The 18,060-nt window shown below is 72.2% G+C and carries 17 protein-coding genes; 14 read left to right on the top strand and 3 right to left on the bottom strand.

Translation table 11 applies throughout. From position 1 onward, the window contains the following. Positions 1-34: 34 nt before the first annotated feature. Positions 35-922, bottom strand: a complete 888-nt coding sequence (locus tag ACP6CK_RS11625) for a dienelactone hydrolase family protein (RefSeq protein ID WP_426959095.1) — start codon at positions 920-922, stop codon at positions 35-37. Positions 923-987: 65 nt separating this feature from the next. Continuing rightward, positions 988-2,493 carry an ABC transporter substrate-binding protein gene (locus tag ACP6CK_RS11620; RefSeq protein WP_426959094.1) on the bottom strand — a complete coding sequence of 502 codons (1,506 nt, stop codon included), beginning with the start codon at positions 2,491-2,493 and terminating at the stop codon, positions 988-990. Between ACP6CK_RS11620 and ACP6CK_RS11615 the strand changes: the two genes are divergently transcribed. From ACP6CK_RS11615 to ACP6CK_RS11555, 13 genes are read left to right on the top strand one after another with little or no spacing between them, the layout of a single operon-like run. Further along, positions 2,492-3,682 (top strand): NAD(P)/FAD-dependent oxidoreductase, encoded by a 1,191-nt coding sequence (locus ACP6CK_RS11615; RefSeq protein ID WP_426959092.1) that lies wholly within the window; start codon positions 2,492-2,494, stop codon positions 3,680-3,682. The two genes, ACP6CK_RS11620 and ACP6CK_RS11615, sit on opposite strands and share 2 nt — an antisense overlap. Further along, complete coding sequence (locus ACP6CK_RS11610; RefSeq protein ID WP_426959090.1) at positions 3,666-3,971, top strand: (2Fe-2S)-binding protein; 306 nt, start codon at positions 3,666-3,668, stop codon at positions 3,969-3,971. Before ACP6CK_RS11615 ends, ACP6CK_RS11610 begins: the two co-directional genes overlap by 17 nt. Then, positions 3,968-5,317 carry an FAD-dependent oxidoreductase gene (locus tag ACP6CK_RS11605; protein ID WP_426959089.1) on the top strand — a complete coding sequence of 450 codons (1,350 nt, stop codon included), beginning with the start codon at positions 3,968-3,970 and terminating at the stop codon, positions 5,315-5,317. Before ACP6CK_RS11610 ends, ACP6CK_RS11605 begins: the two co-directional genes overlap by 4 nt. Continuing rightward, on the top strand, positions 5,314-6,432 hold the full coding sequence (locus tag ACP6CK_RS11600) for an NAD(P)/FAD-dependent oxidoreductase (protein ID WP_426959088.1): 1,119 nt from the start codon (positions 5,314-5,316) through the stop codon (positions 6,430-6,432). The genes ACP6CK_RS11605 and ACP6CK_RS11600 overlap by 4 nt, the downstream gene beginning before the upstream one ends. 10 nt (positions 6,433-6,442) lie before the next feature. After that, positions 6,443-7,432, top strand: a complete 990-nt coding sequence (locus ACP6CK_RS11595) for an ABC transporter ATP-binding protein (protein WP_426959087.1) — start codon at positions 6,443-6,445, stop codon at positions 7,430-7,432. Continuing rightward, positions 7,429-8,136, top strand: a complete 708-nt coding sequence (locus ACP6CK_RS11590; protein ID WP_426959085.1) for an SDR family NAD(P)-dependent oxidoreductase — start codon at positions 7,429-7,431, stop codon at positions 8,134-8,136. Before ACP6CK_RS11595 ends, ACP6CK_RS11590 begins: the two co-directional genes overlap by 4 nt. A gap of 10 nt (positions 8,137-8,146) precedes the next feature. Next, complete coding sequence (locus ACP6CK_RS11585) at positions 8,147-8,422, top strand: (2Fe-2S)-binding protein (RefSeq protein ID WP_426959084.1); 276 nt, start codon at positions 8,147-8,149, stop codon at positions 8,420-8,422. Beyond that, on the top strand, positions 8,419-9,804 hold the full coding sequence (locus ACP6CK_RS11580; RefSeq protein WP_426959083.1) for an FAD-dependent oxidoreductase: 1,386 nt from the start codon (positions 8,419-8,421) through the stop codon (positions 9,802-9,804). Before ACP6CK_RS11585 ends, ACP6CK_RS11580 begins: the two co-directional genes overlap by 4 nt. Beyond that, positions 9,801-10,946 carry an NAD(P)/FAD-dependent oxidoreductase gene (locus ACP6CK_RS11575; RefSeq protein WP_426959082.1) on the top strand — a complete coding sequence of 382 codons (1,146 nt, stop codon included), beginning with the start codon at positions 9,801-9,803 and terminating at the stop codon, positions 10,944-10,946. Before ACP6CK_RS11580 ends, ACP6CK_RS11575 begins: the two co-directional genes overlap by 4 nt. 11 nt (positions 10,947-10,957) lie before the next feature. Continuing rightward, positions 10,958-12,502, top strand: a complete 1,545-nt coding sequence (locus ACP6CK_RS11570) for an ABC transporter substrate-binding protein (protein WP_426959081.1) — start codon at positions 10,958-10,960, stop codon at positions 12,500-12,502. Positions 12,503-12,527: 25 nt separating this feature from the next. Beyond that, the gene (locus ACP6CK_RS11565) at positions 12,528-13,466 is read left to right on the top strand and encodes an ABC transporter permease (protein ID WP_426959080.1); all 939 of its coding nucleotides are present in this window, start codon (positions 12,528-12,530) and stop codon (positions 13,464-13,466) included. A 10-nt stretch (positions 13,467-13,476) separates the two neighbouring features. Then, positions 13,477-14,364, top strand: coding sequence for an ABC transporter permease (locus tag ACP6CK_RS11560; RefSeq protein WP_426959079.1), 888 nt, complete (start codon positions 13,477-13,479; stop codon positions 14,362-14,364). Continuing rightward, positions 14,361-15,368 (top strand): ABC transporter ATP-binding protein, encoded by a 1,008-nt coding sequence (locus ACP6CK_RS11555; RefSeq protein ID WP_426959078.1) that lies wholly within the window; start codon positions 14,361-14,363, stop codon positions 15,366-15,368. The genes ACP6CK_RS11560 and ACP6CK_RS11555 overlap by 4 nt, the downstream gene beginning before the upstream one ends. 33 nt (positions 15,369-15,401) lie before the next feature. Here the strand turns inward: ACP6CK_RS11555 and atzF are convergent, their stop codons facing one another. After that, positions 15,402-17,189 (bottom strand): allophanate hydrolase, encoded by a 1,788-nt coding sequence (gene atzF / locus ACP6CK_RS11550; protein WP_426959077.1) that lies wholly within the window; start codon positions 17,187-17,189, stop codon positions 15,402-15,404. Positions 17,190-17,327: 138 nt separating this feature from the next. On the opposite strand from atzF, the gene ACP6CK_RS11545 reads away from it, so the two are divergent. Beyond that, positions 17,328-17,984 carry a hypothetical protein gene (locus ACP6CK_RS11545; RefSeq protein ID WP_426959076.1) on the top strand — a complete coding sequence of 219 codons (657 nt, stop codon included), beginning with the start codon at positions 17,328-17,330 and terminating at the stop codon, positions 17,982-17,984. Positions 17,985-18,060: the final 76 nt, after the last annotated feature.

The raw sequence follows: 18,060 nt of genomic DNA, 5'->3' as shown, positions 1-18,060 counted from the left end.
TGCGCGGTGATGCATCCGCCCGCGGGTTGCGGCGTCAGCCCATGCCGTTGCCGCGGAAGAACTCCAGCATCAGCCGCCACCCCGCCTGGGCCTGCTCGGCGCGGTAGCTCGGCCGATAATCCGCGTGGAAGCCGTGCGGGGCCCCGGGGTAGATCACGAGGGTGAAGCGCTTGCCGGCTTCCCGCATCGCCGTCTCCATGCGGCGCAGGCCCTCGACCGGAATGCCCGTGTCCTCCTGTCCGTAGAGGCCGAGGATCGGGCACTTGATATCCGCCACCATGTCCAGCGGAACGCGCGGCGTCAGCGCGTTCGGCGTGCCGGCGACGGGGCCGTACCAGGCGACGCCGGCCTTCAGCCGCGGGTTGTGGGCAGCATAGGCCCAGACATTCCGCCCGCCGCGGCAGAAGCCGGTGATGCCCAGCCTGTCCGCGCTGCCGCCGTCGGTCACGGCCCAGGCGGCGGTGGCGTCCAGGTCTCGGAACAGCTCGTCGTCCGGTTTCTGCATGGCGATCGCCGCGGCGGCCGGCACGTCGGGCGCGCGGGACGGGTCGCCCTGGCGGACGTAGTAGTCCGGCGCGATGGCCAGGTAGCCCTCCCGCGCAAGGCGGCGGGCGACGTCCTTGATGTACTCGTGCAGGCCGAAGATCTCCTGGCACACGATCACCACGGGCCAGTCCCGCCCGCTGGCAGGCCGGGCGCGGTAGCCGGGGATGGCGCGGTCGCCGGCCGGGATCTGCACGTCGCCCGCCACCAGCCCGTCGGTCGGCGTGGTGACGATGGTCTGCGCCATCACCGGCCCGGCCGCGAGGGTGTAGCCGGCGCCGGCGCCTACGGATCCGACGAAACCCCGGCGTCCCAGTCGCTCGAACAGGGGTGGGGAGATCATCTCGTCGGCAGGCGGGGCGTCGGGCTGGCGGTCCATGGTGGGACTCCTCGGGAGGGCGCGCAGCCTACACCCTCCCCGGGCCGGGGATGGAAGGGGCGGCGCTAGCGCAGCCGCGTCGCTTCCGTGATCGGGGGCGCGAGGTTCAGCGCGCCCTCCAGCCGGTAGCCGAGGTCGAGGTTGGCACGGCGGACCCAGACCTGGCGCAGGTCGAAGAGAGGAATGCTGCACCCGGCCTCGATCACCTTCGCCTGGGCGGTGCGCCAGAGGGCAATCTGCCGGGCCTCGTCCGCTTCGGTTCGGGCCCCGGTGATCTCGGCATCGGCGGCGGCGCAGTGGGCGAAGTTGAGGCTCGCCGTCGGTCGGCCGGGTGAGGAGTCCGAGTGATAGAAGGCGGAGAGATAGCTGTCCGCCACAGGATAGCGTGCGGCGCCGTAGAAGGTGAGCTGCGACAGGTCCTGCCGGATCTGCTGGTGATAGGTGGTGTGCTCCACCACGTTCATCTCCAGCCGGATGTTGGCGCGGCGGAGCTGGGCCTGGATCACCTCCATGATCGGCAGCTGGGCGGAGATGGAAGAGACGACGGCGCGCAGCGTGATGCCGTTGGGGTGCCCGGCCTCGGTCAGCAGGGCGCGGGCGCGGTTCAGGTCGGGGGCGAAGCGCGGCACCTGATCCGTGGCGCCGAGGTAGCCGGGCGGCACGGGGCCGGGCCAGATCGTCGCGACGTCGGCGCCGACGAAGCGCACGATGGCCGGCACGTCCACGGTGTGCTGGATCGCGCGGCGCACGCGCGGGTCGTCCAGCGGGGCGGAGCGCGTGTTGATCAGGACGGTGCGGAACTCGCCGGGGCCGAAGACGTCGACCACCGTGTTCGGCTGGGCGCGCATCCGTTCCACCCAGCGCTGCTCCCGCCGGCCGCCGATCAGGTCCAGCTCCCCGGCGGTGAAGGCAAGCTCCCGCGTCTGATCGGACAGGATGAAGCGGATGTCGATGGCGCGCAGGTTCGGGCGGCCGCGGAAGTAGGCGTCGTTGGCGACGAGCCGCGCGGTGCCGCCACCCACGCGCTCCAGCCGGAAGGGGCCGGTGCCCGGTGGTTGCCCGCCCTCGTCGGCGCGGCGGGAGACGATGTTCCCGCCGTGGTAGTCCGCGAAGAGGCCGAGCGCGCCGGGCACGAGGGTGCGCAGCCGCACGCGCAGCTCGCGCGGGGAGATCACCTCGATGCTCTCGATCGCACCCTGGTCGCCGGAGAAGGCGGAGCGGCGGGCGTCGGCGGCGCGGCGAAGGGAGAATGCGACGTCCTCCGCCTCCAGCGGCGAGCCGTCGTGGAACGTGACGCCCTGGCGCAGGACGAAGCTGTAGGTCAGGCCGTCGGCGGATCGCTCGTAGCGCTCGGCCAGGTCGGGTTCCAGCCGCGCCGGATCGGCCGAGCCGGGCGGGAAGCGCATGAGGCCGTTGTACATCCAGCCCACCGTGCCCTTGTCCTGGCTGGCCGAGGCGCGGTGCGGATCAAGGGTCCCGGCGTCCTGCCCGATGACGCCGACGCGAAGGGTTTGCGCCTGCGCGACGAAGGGCGCGGCGGCGATCATCAGGGCAGAGAGGAAGCGGCGCATGATGGTCTCCGGAACCGCGGCGGATTGCAGCCTCGCCCGTCCCGCCGCATCCTGTCCAGCGATGGGCCCTGACGCGGATCGCTACGACATCGCCGTGCTCGGCGGGGGAATGCTCGGCTCCGCCATCGCCTTCGGCTGCGCCGAGGGCGGGGCGCGCGTGGCCGTGATCGATGAGGGCGATGTCGCGCTGCGGGCCGCGCGCGGCAATTTCGGCCTTGTCTGGAGCCAGGGGAAGGGCGACGGGATGCCGGCCTATGCCGCCTGGACCCGGCGCAGCCTGTCCCTATGGCCCGCGCTGGCGGAGCGGATCAGCGTCCTGGCGGGCCGGGACTCCGGCTATCGCGCGGAGGGCGGCCTCGCTTTCTGCCTCGGCGAGGCGGAGTTCGCGGACCGCCAGGAAAAGGTGCAGCGCCTGCACAACCAGGGCCAGCCGGGGCTGGTCATGCTGGATCGGCGCGGGTTGCAGGAGCTGATGCCCGCCTGCCCGCTGGGCCCGGAGGTCACGGGCGCGAGCTATCAACCAGCGGACGGCCATGCCGATCCGCTGACCCTTCTGCGCGGCTTTAAGGCCGGGTTCCTGCTCGCGGGCGGCGCGATGCTGAACGGCGCCTCCATCACGACCATCGAGCCGATCGCGGGCGGCTACAAGGTGCATCGCGCCGACGGCAGCAGCGTGCGCGCGGCGAAGATCGTCATCGCCGGCGGCCTCGGCACGCCGAAGCTCGCGGCTCAGGTCGGGCTGGACGTGCCGGTGCGGCCGGTGCGGGGCCAGAACTTGGTCACGGAGCGGCTGGCCCCGATCCTGCCTCTGCCCGCCAGCGCGATCCGACAGACGACGGACGGCACGATCCAGATCGGTGTGACGAACGAGGATGACGGCACCTACGACCCGATCACGCGCAGCACCGACCTCGCCCGCATGGCGGCGCGGGCCGTCCGCGTGCTGCCGCCGATCGCCAGAGCGCGGATCGTGCGGAGCTGGGGCGCGCTGCGCCCGATGACGCCGGACGGCTTCCCCGCCTATGCCGAGAGTCCCACCCATCCCGGCGCCTTCGTCGCCGTCTGCCATTCCGCCGTGACGCTGGCCGCCGTCCATGCCGGGCCATTGGCCCGGGGTATCCTGGACGGCCGGCTGCCCGACGACGTCGCCACCCTCCATCCAAGGCGTTTCCATGTTCCGGCGAACTGAGCCGACCGACTGCACCATCGAGTGGGATGGCCGCGCGATCCCCGCGCGCGCCGGGGAGCCGCTGGCGGCCGCCTTGCTCGCCGCAGGCATCACGCAGTTCCGCGACACCGCCGTGTCCCGCACGCCGCGCGGGCCGCTCTGCCTGATGGGGGCCTGCTACGATTGCCTTGTGGAGGTGGAGGGCGAGGCGAACGTCCAGGCCTGCATGGTGACGGTGAAGGACGGGCTGCATGCCGCGCCGCAGCGCGGGCCGCGCAGCCTGGAGATGATCGAGGAGTCCGCGCCGTGACCGATCGCGTGGACCTGCTGATCCTCGGCGCCGGGCCGGCGGGCATGGCGGCGGCGGTGGCGGGGCGGGAACAGGGCCTGTCCGTCCTTCTGCTGGATGAGGGGCCGTCGCCCGGCGGGCAGGTCTATCGCGCCCTGCATCGCCGCGATGCGCTGGACGAGCAGGATGCCGAGGGCAAGGCGCTGCTCGCCGCCTTCGCCAGTAGCGGCGCGCAGATCCGCCACCGCGCCACCCTCTGGGCCGTGGAGGATGGCGAGCGCGCCTTCTGGAGCGAGAACGGGGCCGCGCACAGCGCCATCGCCGGCCGCATCATCCTGGCCGCCGGCGCGACCGAGCGGCCCGTGCCGATCCCCGGCTGGACGCTGCCGGGGGTGATGGGCGTCGGCGCCGCGCAGATCGCGATGAAGACCGCCGGGCTGGTGCCCGAAGGCAAGGTCTGGATGGCCGGGCAGGGGCCGCTGATGTGGCTCTACGCCGTGCAGGTGATCCGCAAGGGTGGGCATCTAGCGGGGATCATCGACCTTTCGCCGTATGGCATCGCGCGCCGCCTGGCGCCGCATCTGGCCGCCGCCTGGCAGGGGCGGGACGAGTTGCTGAAGGGCCTGCGCTGGCAGAACGAGGTCCGGCGTTCCGGCACGCCGGTCATCCGCGCGAAGGAGATCGCGGCAAAGGGCAATGGCAAGCTGGAGTTCGTGATCTTCGACAACGTCCAGCGCTCCGCCGACCTTCTTCTGCTGCATGACGGCGTCGTGCCGAACACGCAGATCACCCGGGCCATCCATGGCTGTCGCCATGAATGGGATTCGGTGCAGCGTTGCTGGAAGCCGGTGCTGGACGCCTGGGGCAACACGACGATTCCCGGCGTGATGGTGGCGGGCGATGGTGGCGGCATTGCCGGCGCGGCCGCCGCCGCGCTGTCGGGCCGGCTCGCGGCGCTGGAGGCCGCGTGCGCTATGGGCAGGCTGGATACCGCCGGGCGCGACGCGCTGGCGGAACCGGCGCGGCTGCAGCTGATGCGCCGTCTCGCGGTCCGTCCCGTGCTGGACGCCGCCTTCCCGCCGCGCTCCGCCTATGAGATCGAGGACACGACAATCCTCTGCCGCTGCGAGGAGGTGACGGCCGGCAAGGTGCGGGACGCGGTGGCGCTGGGCTGCCTTGGCACCAACCAGCTGAAGGCCTTCACCCGCGCGGGCATGGGGCCCTGCCAGGGCCGCGTCTGCGGCCCCGCCATCCACGCCGTGATCGCGGCGGAGCGCGGCGTGCCGCCGGACGAGGTCGAGCCGCTCCGCACCCGTTTCCCGACGAAGCCGCTGACCCTCGGCGAACTCGCCTCGCTCGCGTCATGAGCCGGGCCATCGTCATCGGCGGGGGGCTGCACGGCATGTCCACCGCGCTGCACCTCGCGCGGATGGGCTGGTCGGTCACGCTGCTGGAGCGCCGCCATGTCGGCCGACATTCCAGCGGCATCAACGCCGGCGGCGTGCGGCGGATGGGACGCGATGTCCGGGAGATCGGCCTGTCTGTCGCCTCCGCCGAGATGTGGGCGGATATCAAGGGGCTGGTCGGCGACGATTGCGGCTTCGTCGCCAACGGTCAGTTCAAGGTGGCGGAGAACGAGGCGGACCTGAAGAAGGCCGAGGCCCGTGTGGCCGAGGTCCGCGCCCTCGGCTGGACGCATGAGGAGGTCGTGGACCGCGATGAGCTGCGGCGCCTGATCCCTGCGGTCGCGCCGCACGCGATGGGTGCGCTGGCGACGCGGGACGACGGCGCGGCCGATCCCATGCGCACAGTCATGGCCTTCCGCCGCGCCTGCGTAGAGGCCGGCGTGGACCTGCGGGAGGGCATCGCGGTGAAGGGCCTGGACCGCGCGCCCGGCGGTGGCGTCCGCGTGGACACGGATGCCGGCCCGATGGAGGCGGAGCGCGTCGCCAATTGCGCCGGCGCCTGGGCCTTCGCCCTGGCCGAGAGCGTCGGGGAAAAGGTTCCGGGCAAGGCGAAGGCGAGCATGATGATCGTGACGGAGCGGGTAGAGCCCTTCTGCGCCCCGACCGTCGGCGCCATGGGACGGGCGCTGTCCTTCAAGCAGTCCGCCGCGGGCACGGTGGTAATCGGCGGCGGCCATCAGGGCCGCAACGACATCGCGATGGAGACGAGCACCGTCCTCTTCGCCAGCCTGGCCAAGGCGGCGGTCGTCGCGACGGAACTCTTCCCGATCATGCGCGGCGTGAAGATGGTCCGGAGCTGGTGCGGGATCGAGGCGATGCCGCCCGACCAGATTCCGGTCATTGGGGAGAGCGCGACCCTGCCCGGGCTGTTCCACTCCTTCGGCTATTCCGGCCACGGCTTCCAGCTCGCCCCCGCCGCCGGGCGCGCGGTGGCGGAGCTGATGGCGCGGGGCGGCACCAACCTGCCGATCGGACCCTTCACGCAGGCACGTTTCTCGCAAGCCGTCGCAGCATGAGTGGGGCCGCATGAGCGAGGTGATGGAACGCGCCGCCCTGGAGGTGGAGGGGCTTCGAACGGAGTTCCGCATCAACGGCGCCTGGTACCCGGCCGTGGACAACGTTTCCCTACGCGTGGCGCGCAACGAGACCTTGGCCGTGGTGGGGGAGAGCGGCTGCGGCAAGAGCGTGACGGCGCTGTCCATCATGGGCCTCGTCCAGGCGCCGGGCGGGCGCGTGGCGGGCGGCGCCATCCGCCTGGACGGCACGGACATCGCCGCCCTGCCGGAGCGCGAGAAGGAGAAGCTCCGCGGCGACCGCATCGGCATGGTGTTCCAGGAGCCGATGACGTCCCTGAACCCCGTGATGACCGTGGGCGACCAGGTGGCGGAGGTGCTGCGCATCCATCGCGGCCTGTCGCGGAAGGCGGCGCTGGACCGGGCGCGGATGTTGTTCGAGGAGGTGAAGATCCCCTCCGCCGCGCAGCGCCTGCGCGAGTATCCGCACCAGTTCTCCGGCGGCATGAGGCAGCGGGTGATGATCGCGGTGGCGCTGGCCTGCGATCCGGCCGTGCTGCTGGCGGACGAGCCGACCACGGCGCTGGACGTGACGATCCAGGCGCAGGTGCTCGGCCTGCTCGACGACCTGAAGCGCCGTCACGGCATGGCGGTGGTCTTCATCACCCACAACATGGGCGTGGTGGCGCAGATCGCGGACCGGGTGGCCGTGATGTACGCGGGCCAGGTGGTGGAGGAGGCGCCGGTCGGCGCCGTCTTCGCCGACCCCGCGCATCCCTATACCCGCGCGCTCTTCGCCGCGATCCCGCGCCTGGACCGGGCCGATCAGGAGCTGGCGGCCATCCCGGGACGCGTGCCGCCGCTGGACGCGATGCCCCGCGGCTGCCGCTTCGCCGCCCGCTGCCCGCTGCGCCAGGAGGGCTGCGACGAGCCGCAGCACCTGGCGCCCATCGCACCGGACCACTCTGTCCGTTGCCATGTCATGGAGAAGGCCCATGCTTGATCCCCGCCATGCTTGATCCCAGCGGCCGGGTCGCGATGATCTCCGGCGCATCCCGCGGCATCGGGCGCGCCATCCTCGAGCGGCTGCTGGAGGTCGGCTACACCGTCTCCGCTGGCGTGCGGGACGTCTCCAGCCTGCCGGCGCGCGACGGGCTGTCCGTGCATCGCTACGAGGCAGAGAGTGCCGAGCTCGCCGCGGCCTGGGTGGCGGAGACAGTCGCACGGCACGGCCGCGTGGACGCGCTGGTGAACGCCGCCGGCATCAACCCGAAGGCCAATTTCCTCGATGAGGACGAGGAGGCGCACGACGCCATGTGGCGCGTCAACGTGAAAGCCCCGATGCGGCTGACGCGCCTGGCCTGGCCGCACCTCGTCGCGGGCGGGGAGGGGAGGGTGGTGAACCTCGCCTCGCTCTCCGGCAAGCGGGTGGCGAATGATAATACGGGCTATGCCCTGTCCAAGTTCTCGGTGATCGCGCTGACCCAGGCGATCCGGCGCCAGGGCTGGGAACACGGCATCCGCGCCACCGCCCTCTGCCCGGGCTTCGTGGACACGGACATGACGTCCCACGTGAAGCACGTGGACCGCGCCGCCATGTCGCGACCGGAGGACCTGGCGGCCCTTGCCGAGACGGTGCTGCGGCTACCCAACACCGCCACTGTCGGCGAGGTGCTGGTGAACTGGCGGCTGGAACCCCTGCTGTGACGCCCCTCTCATGAGAGCGGTCCGGCTGCTGGACCAGGATCGCCCGGCCATCGCCATCACCGTGGACGGCGCGGCCATCGCGGCGAAGCGCGGTGACACGCTGCTGACCGCGATCCTGACCGCCGGGCTGAACCACCTGCGCACGAGCGAGTTCGGCGACGGGCCGCGCGCGGGCTTCTGCCTCATGGGGGCGTGCCAGGATTGCTGGGTGTCGATCGCGGGCCTCGGCACGCGCCGCGCCTGCACCACGCTGGCCGAGGACGGCATGGCCGTCACCCGCCGATGAGGGTCGTGGTCGTCGGTGCCGGCCCGGCCGGTGTCCGCGCGGTGGAGCGCCTCGTCGCCGCCGGTCTGCGCCCGATCTGGATCGAGGAGGGGCCGCAGCCCGGCGGCCGCATCTACCAGCGTCCGCCCGGTGGCTTCGCCCGCACCGGTCGCGACCTTTACGGCTTCGAGGCGCGCCGGGCCGAGGCGCTGCACGCCATCGGCGACGCGCTGCGGGACCGTTGCGACTGGCGGCCGGACACCCTCGTCTGGAACATCGCCCGCACGGAGAACCGGCTGGACACGCTCCACGCCGGCACGGTGCGGGAAGCCGTGTCCTTCGATGCCGCCATCCTCTGCACCGGGGCGATGGACCGGGTGATCCCGATCCCCGGCTGGACGATCCCGGGCGTGACCACGCTCGGCGGTGCGCAGGTCTCGCTGAAGACGCAGGGCGTCGCGATCGGGCGCCGCGTCGCCTTCGTCGGCACAGGGCCGCTGCTCTGGCTCTGCGCCTACCAGTACGCCAAGGCGGGTGCGGAGGTCGCGGCGGTGCTGGACACCACGCCCTTCGCGACGAAGCTCCGCGCCGCGCCGGGGCTGATCGGCAGCGCCGCGACCTTCCTCAAGGGCCTCTACTACATCGCCCGCCTGCGGGCGGCCGGCGTCTCGGTCTTCGAGGGGGCGACGCCCCGCGCTATCGAGGGCGGCGATGCCGTCACCGCCCTACGGCTGACCGATGCCGCTGGCGGCGACCATGCGATCTCCTGCGACGCCGTGGCCATGGGCTGGAACCTGAAGCCGGAGGCGCAACTCGCCGACCTCGCCGGCATTCCCTTCCACTTCGACGCCGTGGGCCACAACTGGGTGCCCGCGCGCGACGCCGCGGGCCGCACGCCGCGGAAGGGCATCCTCCTGGCCGGCGATGGCAGCCGGATCGGCGGCGCCGACGTGGCGGAACTGGCCGGTGCGCGCGCCGCCCTCGCGCTGCTGGCGGATCACGGCCAGCCCGTGGACGCCGCCGAAGCCGCCCGTCTCGACCGCGCCCTCGCGGTCCAGGCCCGCTTTCGCGCCGCGCTGGAGGCCGCCTTTCCGTTTCCGTCGGCCCTGGCCGCCGGCATGGCGGACGACACGATCCTCTGCCGCTGCGAGAACGTCACCGCTGGGGAGTTGCGCGCCGCGGCCGACGAGGCGGGCGCCTTCGGCGCCGCGCCCGAGGTCAACCGCGCCAAGGCGTATTCGCGCGTCGGGATGGGGCGCTGCCAGGGCCGCGTCTGCGGCCCGGCCGGCGCGGAGGTCCTGGCCGCGGCGCTCGGCTGTTCCGTCGAGCAGGTCGGCCGCCTGCGCGGGCAGCCGCCCGTGAAGCCGATCCCGGTCGCCCCGCTGGCCGAGGTTTCCGCGTGAGCCGCTCGGCCGATGTCCTCATTGTCGGCGGTGGTGGTGCGGGCGCATCGGCCGCGCTGCATCTGGCGCGACGGGGCGCGAAGGTCATTCTGCTGGAGCGCGGCCTGATCGGAAGCCAGGCCAGCGGCGTGAACCACGGCGGCGTGCGCCAGCAGGGCCGCCATCCCGCCGAGCTTCCCCTCGCGATCCGCTGCCGCGAGATGTGGGGCCGGATGAAGGAGCTGGTCGGCACCGACGCCGAGTTCGAGGTGACCGGCCATCTGAAGCTCGCCCGCTCCGCGGCGGAGGAGGCCGAGCTCCTTCGCTGGAACGAGATGGCGGCGGGCTACGGCCTGCATCCCCGGATGATCGGCCGGAACGCGATTCGCGCGGATCATCCCTACTTCGCGGACTGCGTCGTCGCAGGCTCCCTTCTGGAGGAGGACGGGGCCGCCAATCCCCGCCTGCTCGCCCCCGCCTTCGCCCATGCGGCGCGGGAGGCGGGCGCGACGGTGCTGGAACGCCACCCCGTCACCGCCATGGCACGACAGGGGGACGGCTTCGTGCTGGAGGCGGCGGGCGAGACCTTCACGGCGCCGATCCTGCTGAACACCGCCGGCTTCTGGGGTGGCCAGGTGGCCGCGGCCTTCGGCGAGCCCGTGCCGATCGCGCCCCTGTCCCCCAACATGATGGTGACAGAGCCGCTTCCCTACTTCTGTCCCCACAGCCTCGGCGTGGTGGGCGGCAACGTGTACCTGCGCCAGATCCGCCGCGGCAACGTCATCTTCGGCGGCGGCCGCGGGGAGAGCGATGCGGCCGTGCCGGTGTCCCGTCCCCTGCCGGCGCCGACCTTCAACGCGATGCAGCGCGCCATCGAGATCCTGCCGCAGCTCGCCGGCGCCATGATCATCCGCACCTGGTCGGGAATCGATGGCGAGACGCCGGATGACCTGCCGGTGCTCTGCCGGTCCCGGACCACGCCGGGGCTGATCCACGGCTTCGGCTTCTCCGGTCATGGCTTCATGCTCGGCCCCGTGGTCGGCGCCGTGCTGTCGGAGCTTGTTCTGGACGGGGGGACGGAAACGCCCCTGGAAGGTTTCGACATCGGCCGCTTCGCACGCCAGGATGCGCCCGAGGACGTCTGGAAGACGCCGCCCGAGTGAGGAGAGCACCGATGCGATTCAGGACAGCCCTTCTGGCCGGCGCCTTCGCGCTGATGGCCGGGGGCGCCGTGGCCCAAACCGGTCCCACGCTGCGCGTCGGCATGGCCGCGCAGGATATCGGGCGCATCGATCCGCACTTCGCCGTCTCCACGCCAGACCGCGTGCTGGTCGCCTGGTTGTTCAACGGTCTGGTGCGCTTCCGCCCCGGCACCATCGATCCCGCGCAGATCGAACCCGACCTCGCCGAGTCCTGGGAGAGCAGTCCGGACGGCAAGGAGTGGACCTTCCGCCTGCGCCAGGGGGTGCGCTTCCACGGGAATTACGGGGAGCTGACGGCGGACGACGTCGTCTTCTCCCTCCGGAAGGCGGCCAACGCACAGACCTCCGCCTTCTCCGCCGATTTCCGCGCCATGGAATCCGTCGAGGCGGTGGACCCGCGCACCGTCCGCATCCGCCTGCGGGAGAACGTGCCCTCCCTGCTCGGCCTGCTGACCGCCTATTCGGGCGGCTACATCGTCAGCCGCCGCGCGGTGGAGGAGCGGGGGACGGACTTCACCCGCAACCCGATCGGCACCGGCCCCTTCGCGGTGGACCGCGTCACGCCGAACCAGTCGGCCGAACTCGTTGCTCATGCCGGTTACTTCCGCGGCACGCCGCAGATCGGCCGCATCTCCTACCGCTTCATCCCGTCCGACGCGTCGCGCGACCTGGCCTTCCAGGCCCGGGAGCTGGACCTGAACTACGGCCGCTCCGACCAGACCTGGCAGAACCGCACGCGCGCGATCCCGAACACGATCGTGGATGTGTTCGAGCCGGGTGAGCTGGCCATCCTCAATCTCAACACCTCCATGCCGCCCTTCAACGACATCCGCATCCGGCGCGCCCTGGCCCATGCGGTGAACCGGGCGGAGCTGGTGCGCTGGCGCGGCGAGAACGTCTCGCGCGAGGGGCAGAGCCTCGTGCCGCGCGGCTATCTCGGCTTCACGGCCGACAACGGGCTGCTGCCGCACGACCCCGCCCGCGCCCGCGCCCTGCTGGCCGAGGCCGGGCATCCGAACGGCATTACCATCCGCGCCATCCACACCCAGTTGCCGGAGATGCTGAGCGCCATGCAGGTGGTGCAGCAGCAGCTTCGTCGCGCCGGGATCACGCTGGACCTGCAGGTGGTGGAGCACGCGACCTTCCACCAGCAGGTGCGCCAGAACCTGTCGCCGCTGGTCTACTACTCCGCGGCGCGCTTCCCGGTGGCGGATATCTACCTCTCCCAGTTCTGGCACGGCCGCTCCATCGTCGGTACGCCGACGGCGGTGACGAACTTCTCCCACTGCAATCAGGCGGACAGCCAGATTGACCGGGCGCGCGTCAGCACGGATCAGGAGGAGCAGAAGCGGCTCTGGGCCGAGGCGCAGCGCATCCTGGTGGAGAATGTCTGCGGCGTGCCCCTGTTCGAGACGCTGCTCGTCTTCGCCCGCCGCGACAACCTGGATTACGGCTATGAGCTGCGCGGCAGCATGAGCCTCGGGCCGCTGATCACCGAGGGGACGCGGCTGCGGTGACGCGCGCGCAGGCGGGGATGGTCGGATGATCGGCTTCGTGGTGCGCCGCCTGCTGGCGGCGCTCCCCACCCTGCTCGCCGTGCTGACGCTCGTCTTCCTGATCGTGCGGGTGATCCCGGGCGATCCGGCGCTGGTGATCCTCGGCGATCAGGCGACGCCGGAGGCCGCGGCGGCGCTGCGTGGCCGGCTGGGCCTCGATAAGCCGATGGTCACGCAATACGTCGACTTCCTCCTCGCCGGCATCACCGGCGACTTCGGCCGGTCCATGGTCACGGGCCGCCCGATCATCGAGGAGGTCTCGGCGGTCCTGCCGCACACGCTGGACCTGACCGGCGCCTCCATGGTCATCGGCATCGTGGTCGGCATTCCGGCGGGGATCGCGGCCGCGCTCTACCGCAACCGCTTCATCGACGTGGCGGCGCGTCTGCTCTCGCTGCTCGGGTTGTCCTTTCCGGTCTTCGTGTCCGGCATCTTCCTGCTGCTGGCCTTCTCGCTGCACTGGCGGCTCTTCCCGGTGATCGGCAACGCCAACCTGGCCGATCCGGTGGACCGGCTGCACAAGCTTGTCCTGCCCGCGGCGACGCTGGGGCTGGTGATGGCTGCCTACATCACCCGCGTCACCCGTTCGGCCATGCTGCAATCGCTGTCCGAGGACTACATCCGCACCGCCCGCGCCAAGGGCGTGCCCTGGCGGCGCGTGGTCTGGGTGCATGGGCTGCGCAATGCCTCCATTCCCGTGGTGACGGTGGTCGGCCTCTATGTCGGCATCCTCATTGGCAATTCCGTGCTGACGGAGATCGTCTTCAACCGGCCGGGCCTGGGCAAGATCATCGTCGGCGCGCTGAACCAGCGCGACTACACGATGCTGCAGGGGCTGATGGTGATCTACTGCTTCCTGATCGTGGTGGTGAACCTCGTCACGGATCTTCTCTACGGCGTCCTCGATCCCCGGGTCAAAGCGTGATGGTGAGGACATGAGCGCGCACGCCGAACCCGTCGTCATCGCGCCGCGCCGGCGGGGCGCCGCCCTGGGGCGCGCCGTCCGCAAGGCACTGAAGAATCCCACCACCCTCGTCGGCTCCGTGATCTGCCTGGCGATCGTGCTGGCAGCTGTCTTCGCGCCCTGGATCTCCCCGTTCGACCCGACCGAGCAGAACATCATCGACCGCCTGGCGCCTCCCGGCGGCGACTACCTTCTCGGCACGGACCAGTTCGGGCGAGACGTGCTTTCCCGCCTGCTCTGGGGCGCGCGGATCAGCCTCATCGTCTCGCTCGGCGCGATCGCGGGGGCGGCGGTGGTGGGCGGCGCCATCGGCATGGTGTCCGGCTACATCGGCGGGCGGACGGACCTCATCACCATGCAGGTGATGGACGTGCTGCTCTCCTTTCCCTCGCTCATCCTCGGCCTGATCGTCGTGGCGCTGCTGGGGCCGGACCTGTCCAACCTCGTCTTCGCCATCGCGCTCACCGCTGTCGCCCCTTTCGCGCGCATCGCCCGGGCGCCGACCCTCGCGCTGAAGGAACGCGCCTTCGTGGAGGGGGGACGCGCCCTCGGCTTCTCCCACACGCGCGTCCTGTTCCGGCACATCCTGCCGAACATCCTGCCGGAGATCCTCGTGATGACCTCCCTGTGGCTCGCGACGGCGGTACGGGTAGAGGCGTCGCTCTCCTTCATCGGCCTCGGCGTGAAGCCGCCGACGGCGACCTGGGGCGGCATGACGCGGGACGGGTTCGAGAACATCCTCGATGCGCCGTGGTTGGCCGTCGCTCCCGGCGTTGCGATCCTGCTGCTCGTGCTCGGGCTGAACATGGTGGGCGACGGGCTGCGCGACGCCACCGATCCGAAGCTGCGGGCGGAATGAGCGACCTCGTGGACCCCGCGCCGCCTCAAGCGGTCCAGGCCGAGCCGCTGCTCCGCGTCGAGCACTTGCGGAAGCACTTCACGGTGACCCGCGGCTTTCCGAAGCGGGAGACGGTGACGGTCCGCGCCGTGGACGGCATCTCCTTCTCCATCGCGCCGGGCACGGCGCTGGGGCTGGTGGGCGAATCCGGCTGCGGCAAGTCCACCGCCGCCCGTGCCCTGCTCCGCCTGATCGAGCCGGATTCCGGCCGCGTCCTTTATCGCGGCCAGGATGTGACGAAGGCGAGCGGCGGCGAACTCCGCGCGCTGCGCCGGAAGATGCAGATCGTCTTCCAGGATCCCTATTCCTCGCTGGACCCGCGCCAGACGATCGGCTCCGCCCTGATGGAGCCGCTGCGCCTGCACGGCATCGCGCGCGGTGCCGCCGCCCGCGACCGCGCCGCGTCCCTGCTGGAAGAGGTCGGCCTGCCTGCCGCCGCACTCGACCGCTATCCGCACGAGTTCTCGGGCGGGCAACGCCAGCGGATCGGCATCGCTCGCGCCCTCACGGTGGAACCGGAGCTCATCGTGGCGGATGAGCCCGTCTCCGCCCTCGACGTCTCCGTCCAGGCCCAGGTCCTGCTCCTGCTGCGCGACCTACAGCGGCGCCGCGGGCTGTCCTTCCTGTTCGTATCGCACGACCTGTCCGTGGTGCGCTGGTTCTGCGACCGGGTGGCGGTCATGTATCTCGGCCGCATCATCGAGGAAGGCCCGGTCGACCGCGTCCTGGCCGACCCGTTGCACCCCTATGCCCGCGTGCTCCGCGACGCGTCGCCGGTGCCGGATCCGGCTCTCCGCGGCGCGCTGCCGCGGATCAGTGGCGAGCTGCCCTCGGCCGCCAAGCCGCCGCCGGGCTGTCACTTCCACCCGCGCTGCCCGGCCGTGATGCCGGTCTGCCCGACGCGTTTCCCGGGGTGGACGGAGAAGGCGGGGGGCGGCGTCGCCTGCTACCTGCACGGGGAGTAGAAGGGCCGGGGAAGTTCAGTCCCCGGCCTCCCTTCAGGCCGCCGCCAGCCAGGCCCGCCACCCCCCGAACCGGGTGATATCAGGCGTCCCTTCTACCCCCGCGGCCTCCGCGAGGAAGCCGAGGCAGGGCCCGCTTTCCAGCACCACCGTCCCGAAGCCCAGCGGCGCCGGGACCTGCGCCAGCAACGGTCCGACCGAGGCGGCCGGCAGCGCCCAGACCTCTCCCTCGATCGCCGCGCCCTCCGCCGCGCGCACCAGCCCCGGCCGGTTCCCCAGCGCGTGCAGCCGGTAGGCCGGCACCGTCCGGTCCCGCCGCAGGAAGCGGCCGCCCAACGACGTGACCTGCCCGTTCAGCGGCAGACCCGACATGTGGGCGCCGATGCAGAACAGGGCGACGTGCCCCGTTGCTGGTGCGGCCGGCGGGAAGGGCGGTACGGTCCCCTCCATGCTCCCCAGCCGGCGCAGCCCCGCCGCGTGGTGCAGCGCCCCGCCCGCGGCGCAGAGAAGCGCCTCGGAGAAGGCCGGCCCGATCAGCGTCACCCCCGCCGGCCGCCCGTCCCGCCGGAAGCCGGACGGGACGGCGATGGCGGCGAGGTCGAGCAGGTTCACGAAGTTCGTGTAAGCTCCCAGCCGGGAATTGGCCGCCACCGGCTCCGCCGCGAGGTCCGCCAGCGTCGGCAGGCCTGGGAAGGTCGGCACGACCAGCACGTCGGCACGCGCGAAGAGCGCCCGGGACAGGAGGCGTGTCTCCGCCAGGGCATGGAAGTCGTCGAAGGCGTCGACGGTGCGGCGATGCAGGCCGCCCTCCAGGATGCCGCGCGTCACGGGGTGCAACGATTCAGGTCGCCGCTCCACCATCTCCCGCAGCGCCGCCGTGCGCTCCGCCACCCAGGCGCCGTCGTACAGCCGCCGCGCGAGGGCGAGGAAGGGCGCGATGGACACGCGCTCCACCACCGCCTCCATCTCCTCCAGCCGCGTCACGGACGCGGCGAAGAGCGCGGCGTCGTCGCAGCTGTCGAAGATCAGCTCCTCCTCCAGCGGCACCGCGGCCCGCAGCACGGGCGGCACGGCGCCGCCCGTGGCCCGCCAACCGGACGGGGCCGCGCGAGAGTAGGGATCCTTCGGCTCCGGGCCTGCCACCACCTCCAGCACCGCCGCGGCCTGCGCCGCTGTCAGGGCGAAGACCGAGACGCAGTCGAGCGAGCGGCAGGCCGGCACCATTCCCTGGCTGGGCACGAGGCCGACAGTCGGCTTCAGCCCCACAATGTTCTGCGCCCCCGCCGGCACGCGTCCGGACCCCGCCGTATCCGTGCCCAGCGCGAAGGCCGCGATCCCCGCCGACACCGCCGAGGCCGAGCCGGAGGAGGAGCCGCCCGGCACGCAATCCGGCACGATCGCGTTCCGCGGCGTGCCGTAGGGCGACCGCACACCCACCAGCCCGGTCGCGAACTGGTCCAGGTTCACCTTCCCGAGCAGGACGGCGCCGGCCGCGCGCAGGCGGGCGACGCAGGGCGCGTCCGCGTCCGCCACGAAGGCGAAGTCCGGGCAGGCCGCCGTGGTCGGAACGCCGGCCACGTCAATGTTGTCCTTCACCACATAAGGCAGGCCGAAGAGCGGTCGTCCTCGTGGGCCCTCGGCGGCGAGCCGCCGCGCCTCGGCCAGTGCCGCCTCCTCCGGGACGGCGTGGAGGAAGAGAGCCGGGTCCGCCCATTCGCGAATCCGCGCCAGCGCCGCCGACACGGCCGCCTCGGGTCCGTCCCGTTCCGCCACGTCCCACAGCACGCTGCCATTCCCCCGTCCGGTCCGGGCGGGGCGAAGCACGAACCGGGCCGCGGGCCCGCTCGCGAAAGCGGCATCTGCCAGGATCGCCAAACCGGTTTAGGGATGGCGGCGTCAGCGGGACCGCCGCGCCGGCATCGGCCGGCCGGGGCGCGCCCAGGGAAGAGAGGATGCCGCCCGATGCGGATGATCGGATTCGCCCTGTTCCTCGGCCTGCTCGCGGGGCCTGCCCTGGCGCAGGGCGGCAAGGGGGCGCCGCCCTCTTCCGGGCCGACGGCACCGGTGGCGCAGTCCGCCGCGGCCCAGGCGATCTCGGCCCTGCCGATGGAGATCGCCGGCTATCGCCGCAACCCGCAGCTGACGGATTTCGAGGCCCGCCCGAACGGCGCGGGGCTCGGGGCGGGCGCGGATTACCAGGGCGGACCGGGCGATCCGGCCGTGACCGTGTTCCTCTATGATCGCCGCCGCGGAACCCTGTCCGGTGACGCGAACCACCACGTGGTCTCGGAGGAACTGGATATGAGCAGCCGGGAGATCGCGGGGGTTGGCGCGCAGCGCGGCTACCGCGTTGCCGCGCGCCGCCGCCTGCCCGACCTCGTCGGCCCCGCCGGACCCGCCCTGCGCTGTGACCAGTACGACCTCGCCTACAACGACAACACCGTGGCCACGAGCTACGCCTGCCTTGGCCTGGCCGGCGGGCGCATTTTCAAGTTCCGCGCGACGCATGGCCGCCGCCCCGCCGGTGGGCCGCCGGGGCCCCTGCCGGAGGCGTTGACCCGCGCCCTTTTCACCGCCGCGGGTGGCCAGGGCGGTGCGGCGGCGGGCGTGAAGGGCTGATCTCGAAGCGGGAGCTGCCCGCACGGAGATCCGCTCGGCTTTCCGCGCGAGGCGCTCGCGGCTCCGTCGCTCTTCA

Origin of the sequence: Muricoccus radiodurans, from assembly GCF_050154705.1 — a bacterium.
Lineage (GTDB): Bacteria > Pseudomonadota > Alphaproteobacteria > Acetobacterales > Acetobacteraceae > Roseomonas > Roseomonas radiodurans.
The sequence above is the reverse complement of the archived record's forward strand: the minus strand, read 5'-3'. Positions and strand labels throughout refer to the sequence as shown.

Excerpts from the sequence above, each read along its gene's own strand:
- ACP6CK_RS11595 (WP_426959087.1), top strand. The coding sequence starts at position 6,443 with ATGAGCGAGGTGATGGAACGCGCCGCCCTGGAGGTGGAGGGGCTTCGA.
- ACP6CK_RS11580 (WP_426959083.1), top strand. The coding sequence starts at position 8,419 with ATGAGGGTCGTGGTCGTCGGTGCCGGCCCGGCCGGTGTCCGCGCGGTG.
- ACP6CK_RS11565 (WP_426959080.1), top strand. The coding sequence starts at position 12,528 with ATGATCGGCTTCGTGGTGCGCCGCCTGCTGGCGGCGCTCCCCACCCTG.
- ACP6CK_RS11585 (WP_426959084.1), top strand. The coding sequence starts at position 8,147 with ATGAGAGCGGTCCGGCTGCTGGACCAGGATCGCCCGGCCATCGCCATC.
- ACP6CK_RS11620 (WP_426959094.1), bottom strand. The coding sequence starts at position 2,493 with ATGCGCCGCTTCCTCTCTGCCCTGATGATCGCCGCCGCGCCCTTCGTC.
- ACP6CK_RS11610 (WP_426959090.1), top strand. The coding sequence starts at position 3,666 with ATGTTCCGGCGAACTGAGCCGACCGACTGCACCATCGAGTGGGATGGC.
- ACP6CK_RS11570 (WP_426959081.1), top strand. The coding sequence starts at position 10,958 with ATGCGATTCAGGACAGCCCTTCTGGCCGGCGCCTTCGCGCTGATGGCC.
- ACP6CK_RS11545 (WP_426959076.1), top strand. The coding sequence starts at position 17,328 with ATGCGGATGATCGGATTCGCCCTGTTCCTCGGCCTGCTCGCGGGGCCT.
- ACP6CK_RS11555 (WP_426959078.1), top strand. The coding sequence starts at position 14,361 with ATGAGCGACCTCGTGGACCCCGCGCCGCCTCAAGCGGTCCAGGCCGAG.
- ACP6CK_RS11560 (WP_426959079.1), top strand. The coding sequence starts at position 13,477 with ATGAGCGCGCACGCCGAACCCGTCGTCATCGCGCCGCGCCGGCGGGGC.
- ACP6CK_RS11615 (WP_426959092.1), top strand. The coding sequence starts at position 2,492 with ATGATGGTCTCCGGAACCGCGGCGGATTGCAGCCTCGCCCGTCCCGCC.
- ACP6CK_RS11600 (WP_426959088.1), top strand. The coding sequence starts at position 5,314 with ATGAGCCGGGCCATCGTCATCGGCGGGGGGCTGCACGGCATGTCCACC.
- ACP6CK_RS11625 (WP_426959095.1), bottom strand. The coding sequence starts at position 922 with ATGGACCGCCAGCCCGACGCCCCGCCTGCCGACGAGATGATCTCCCCA.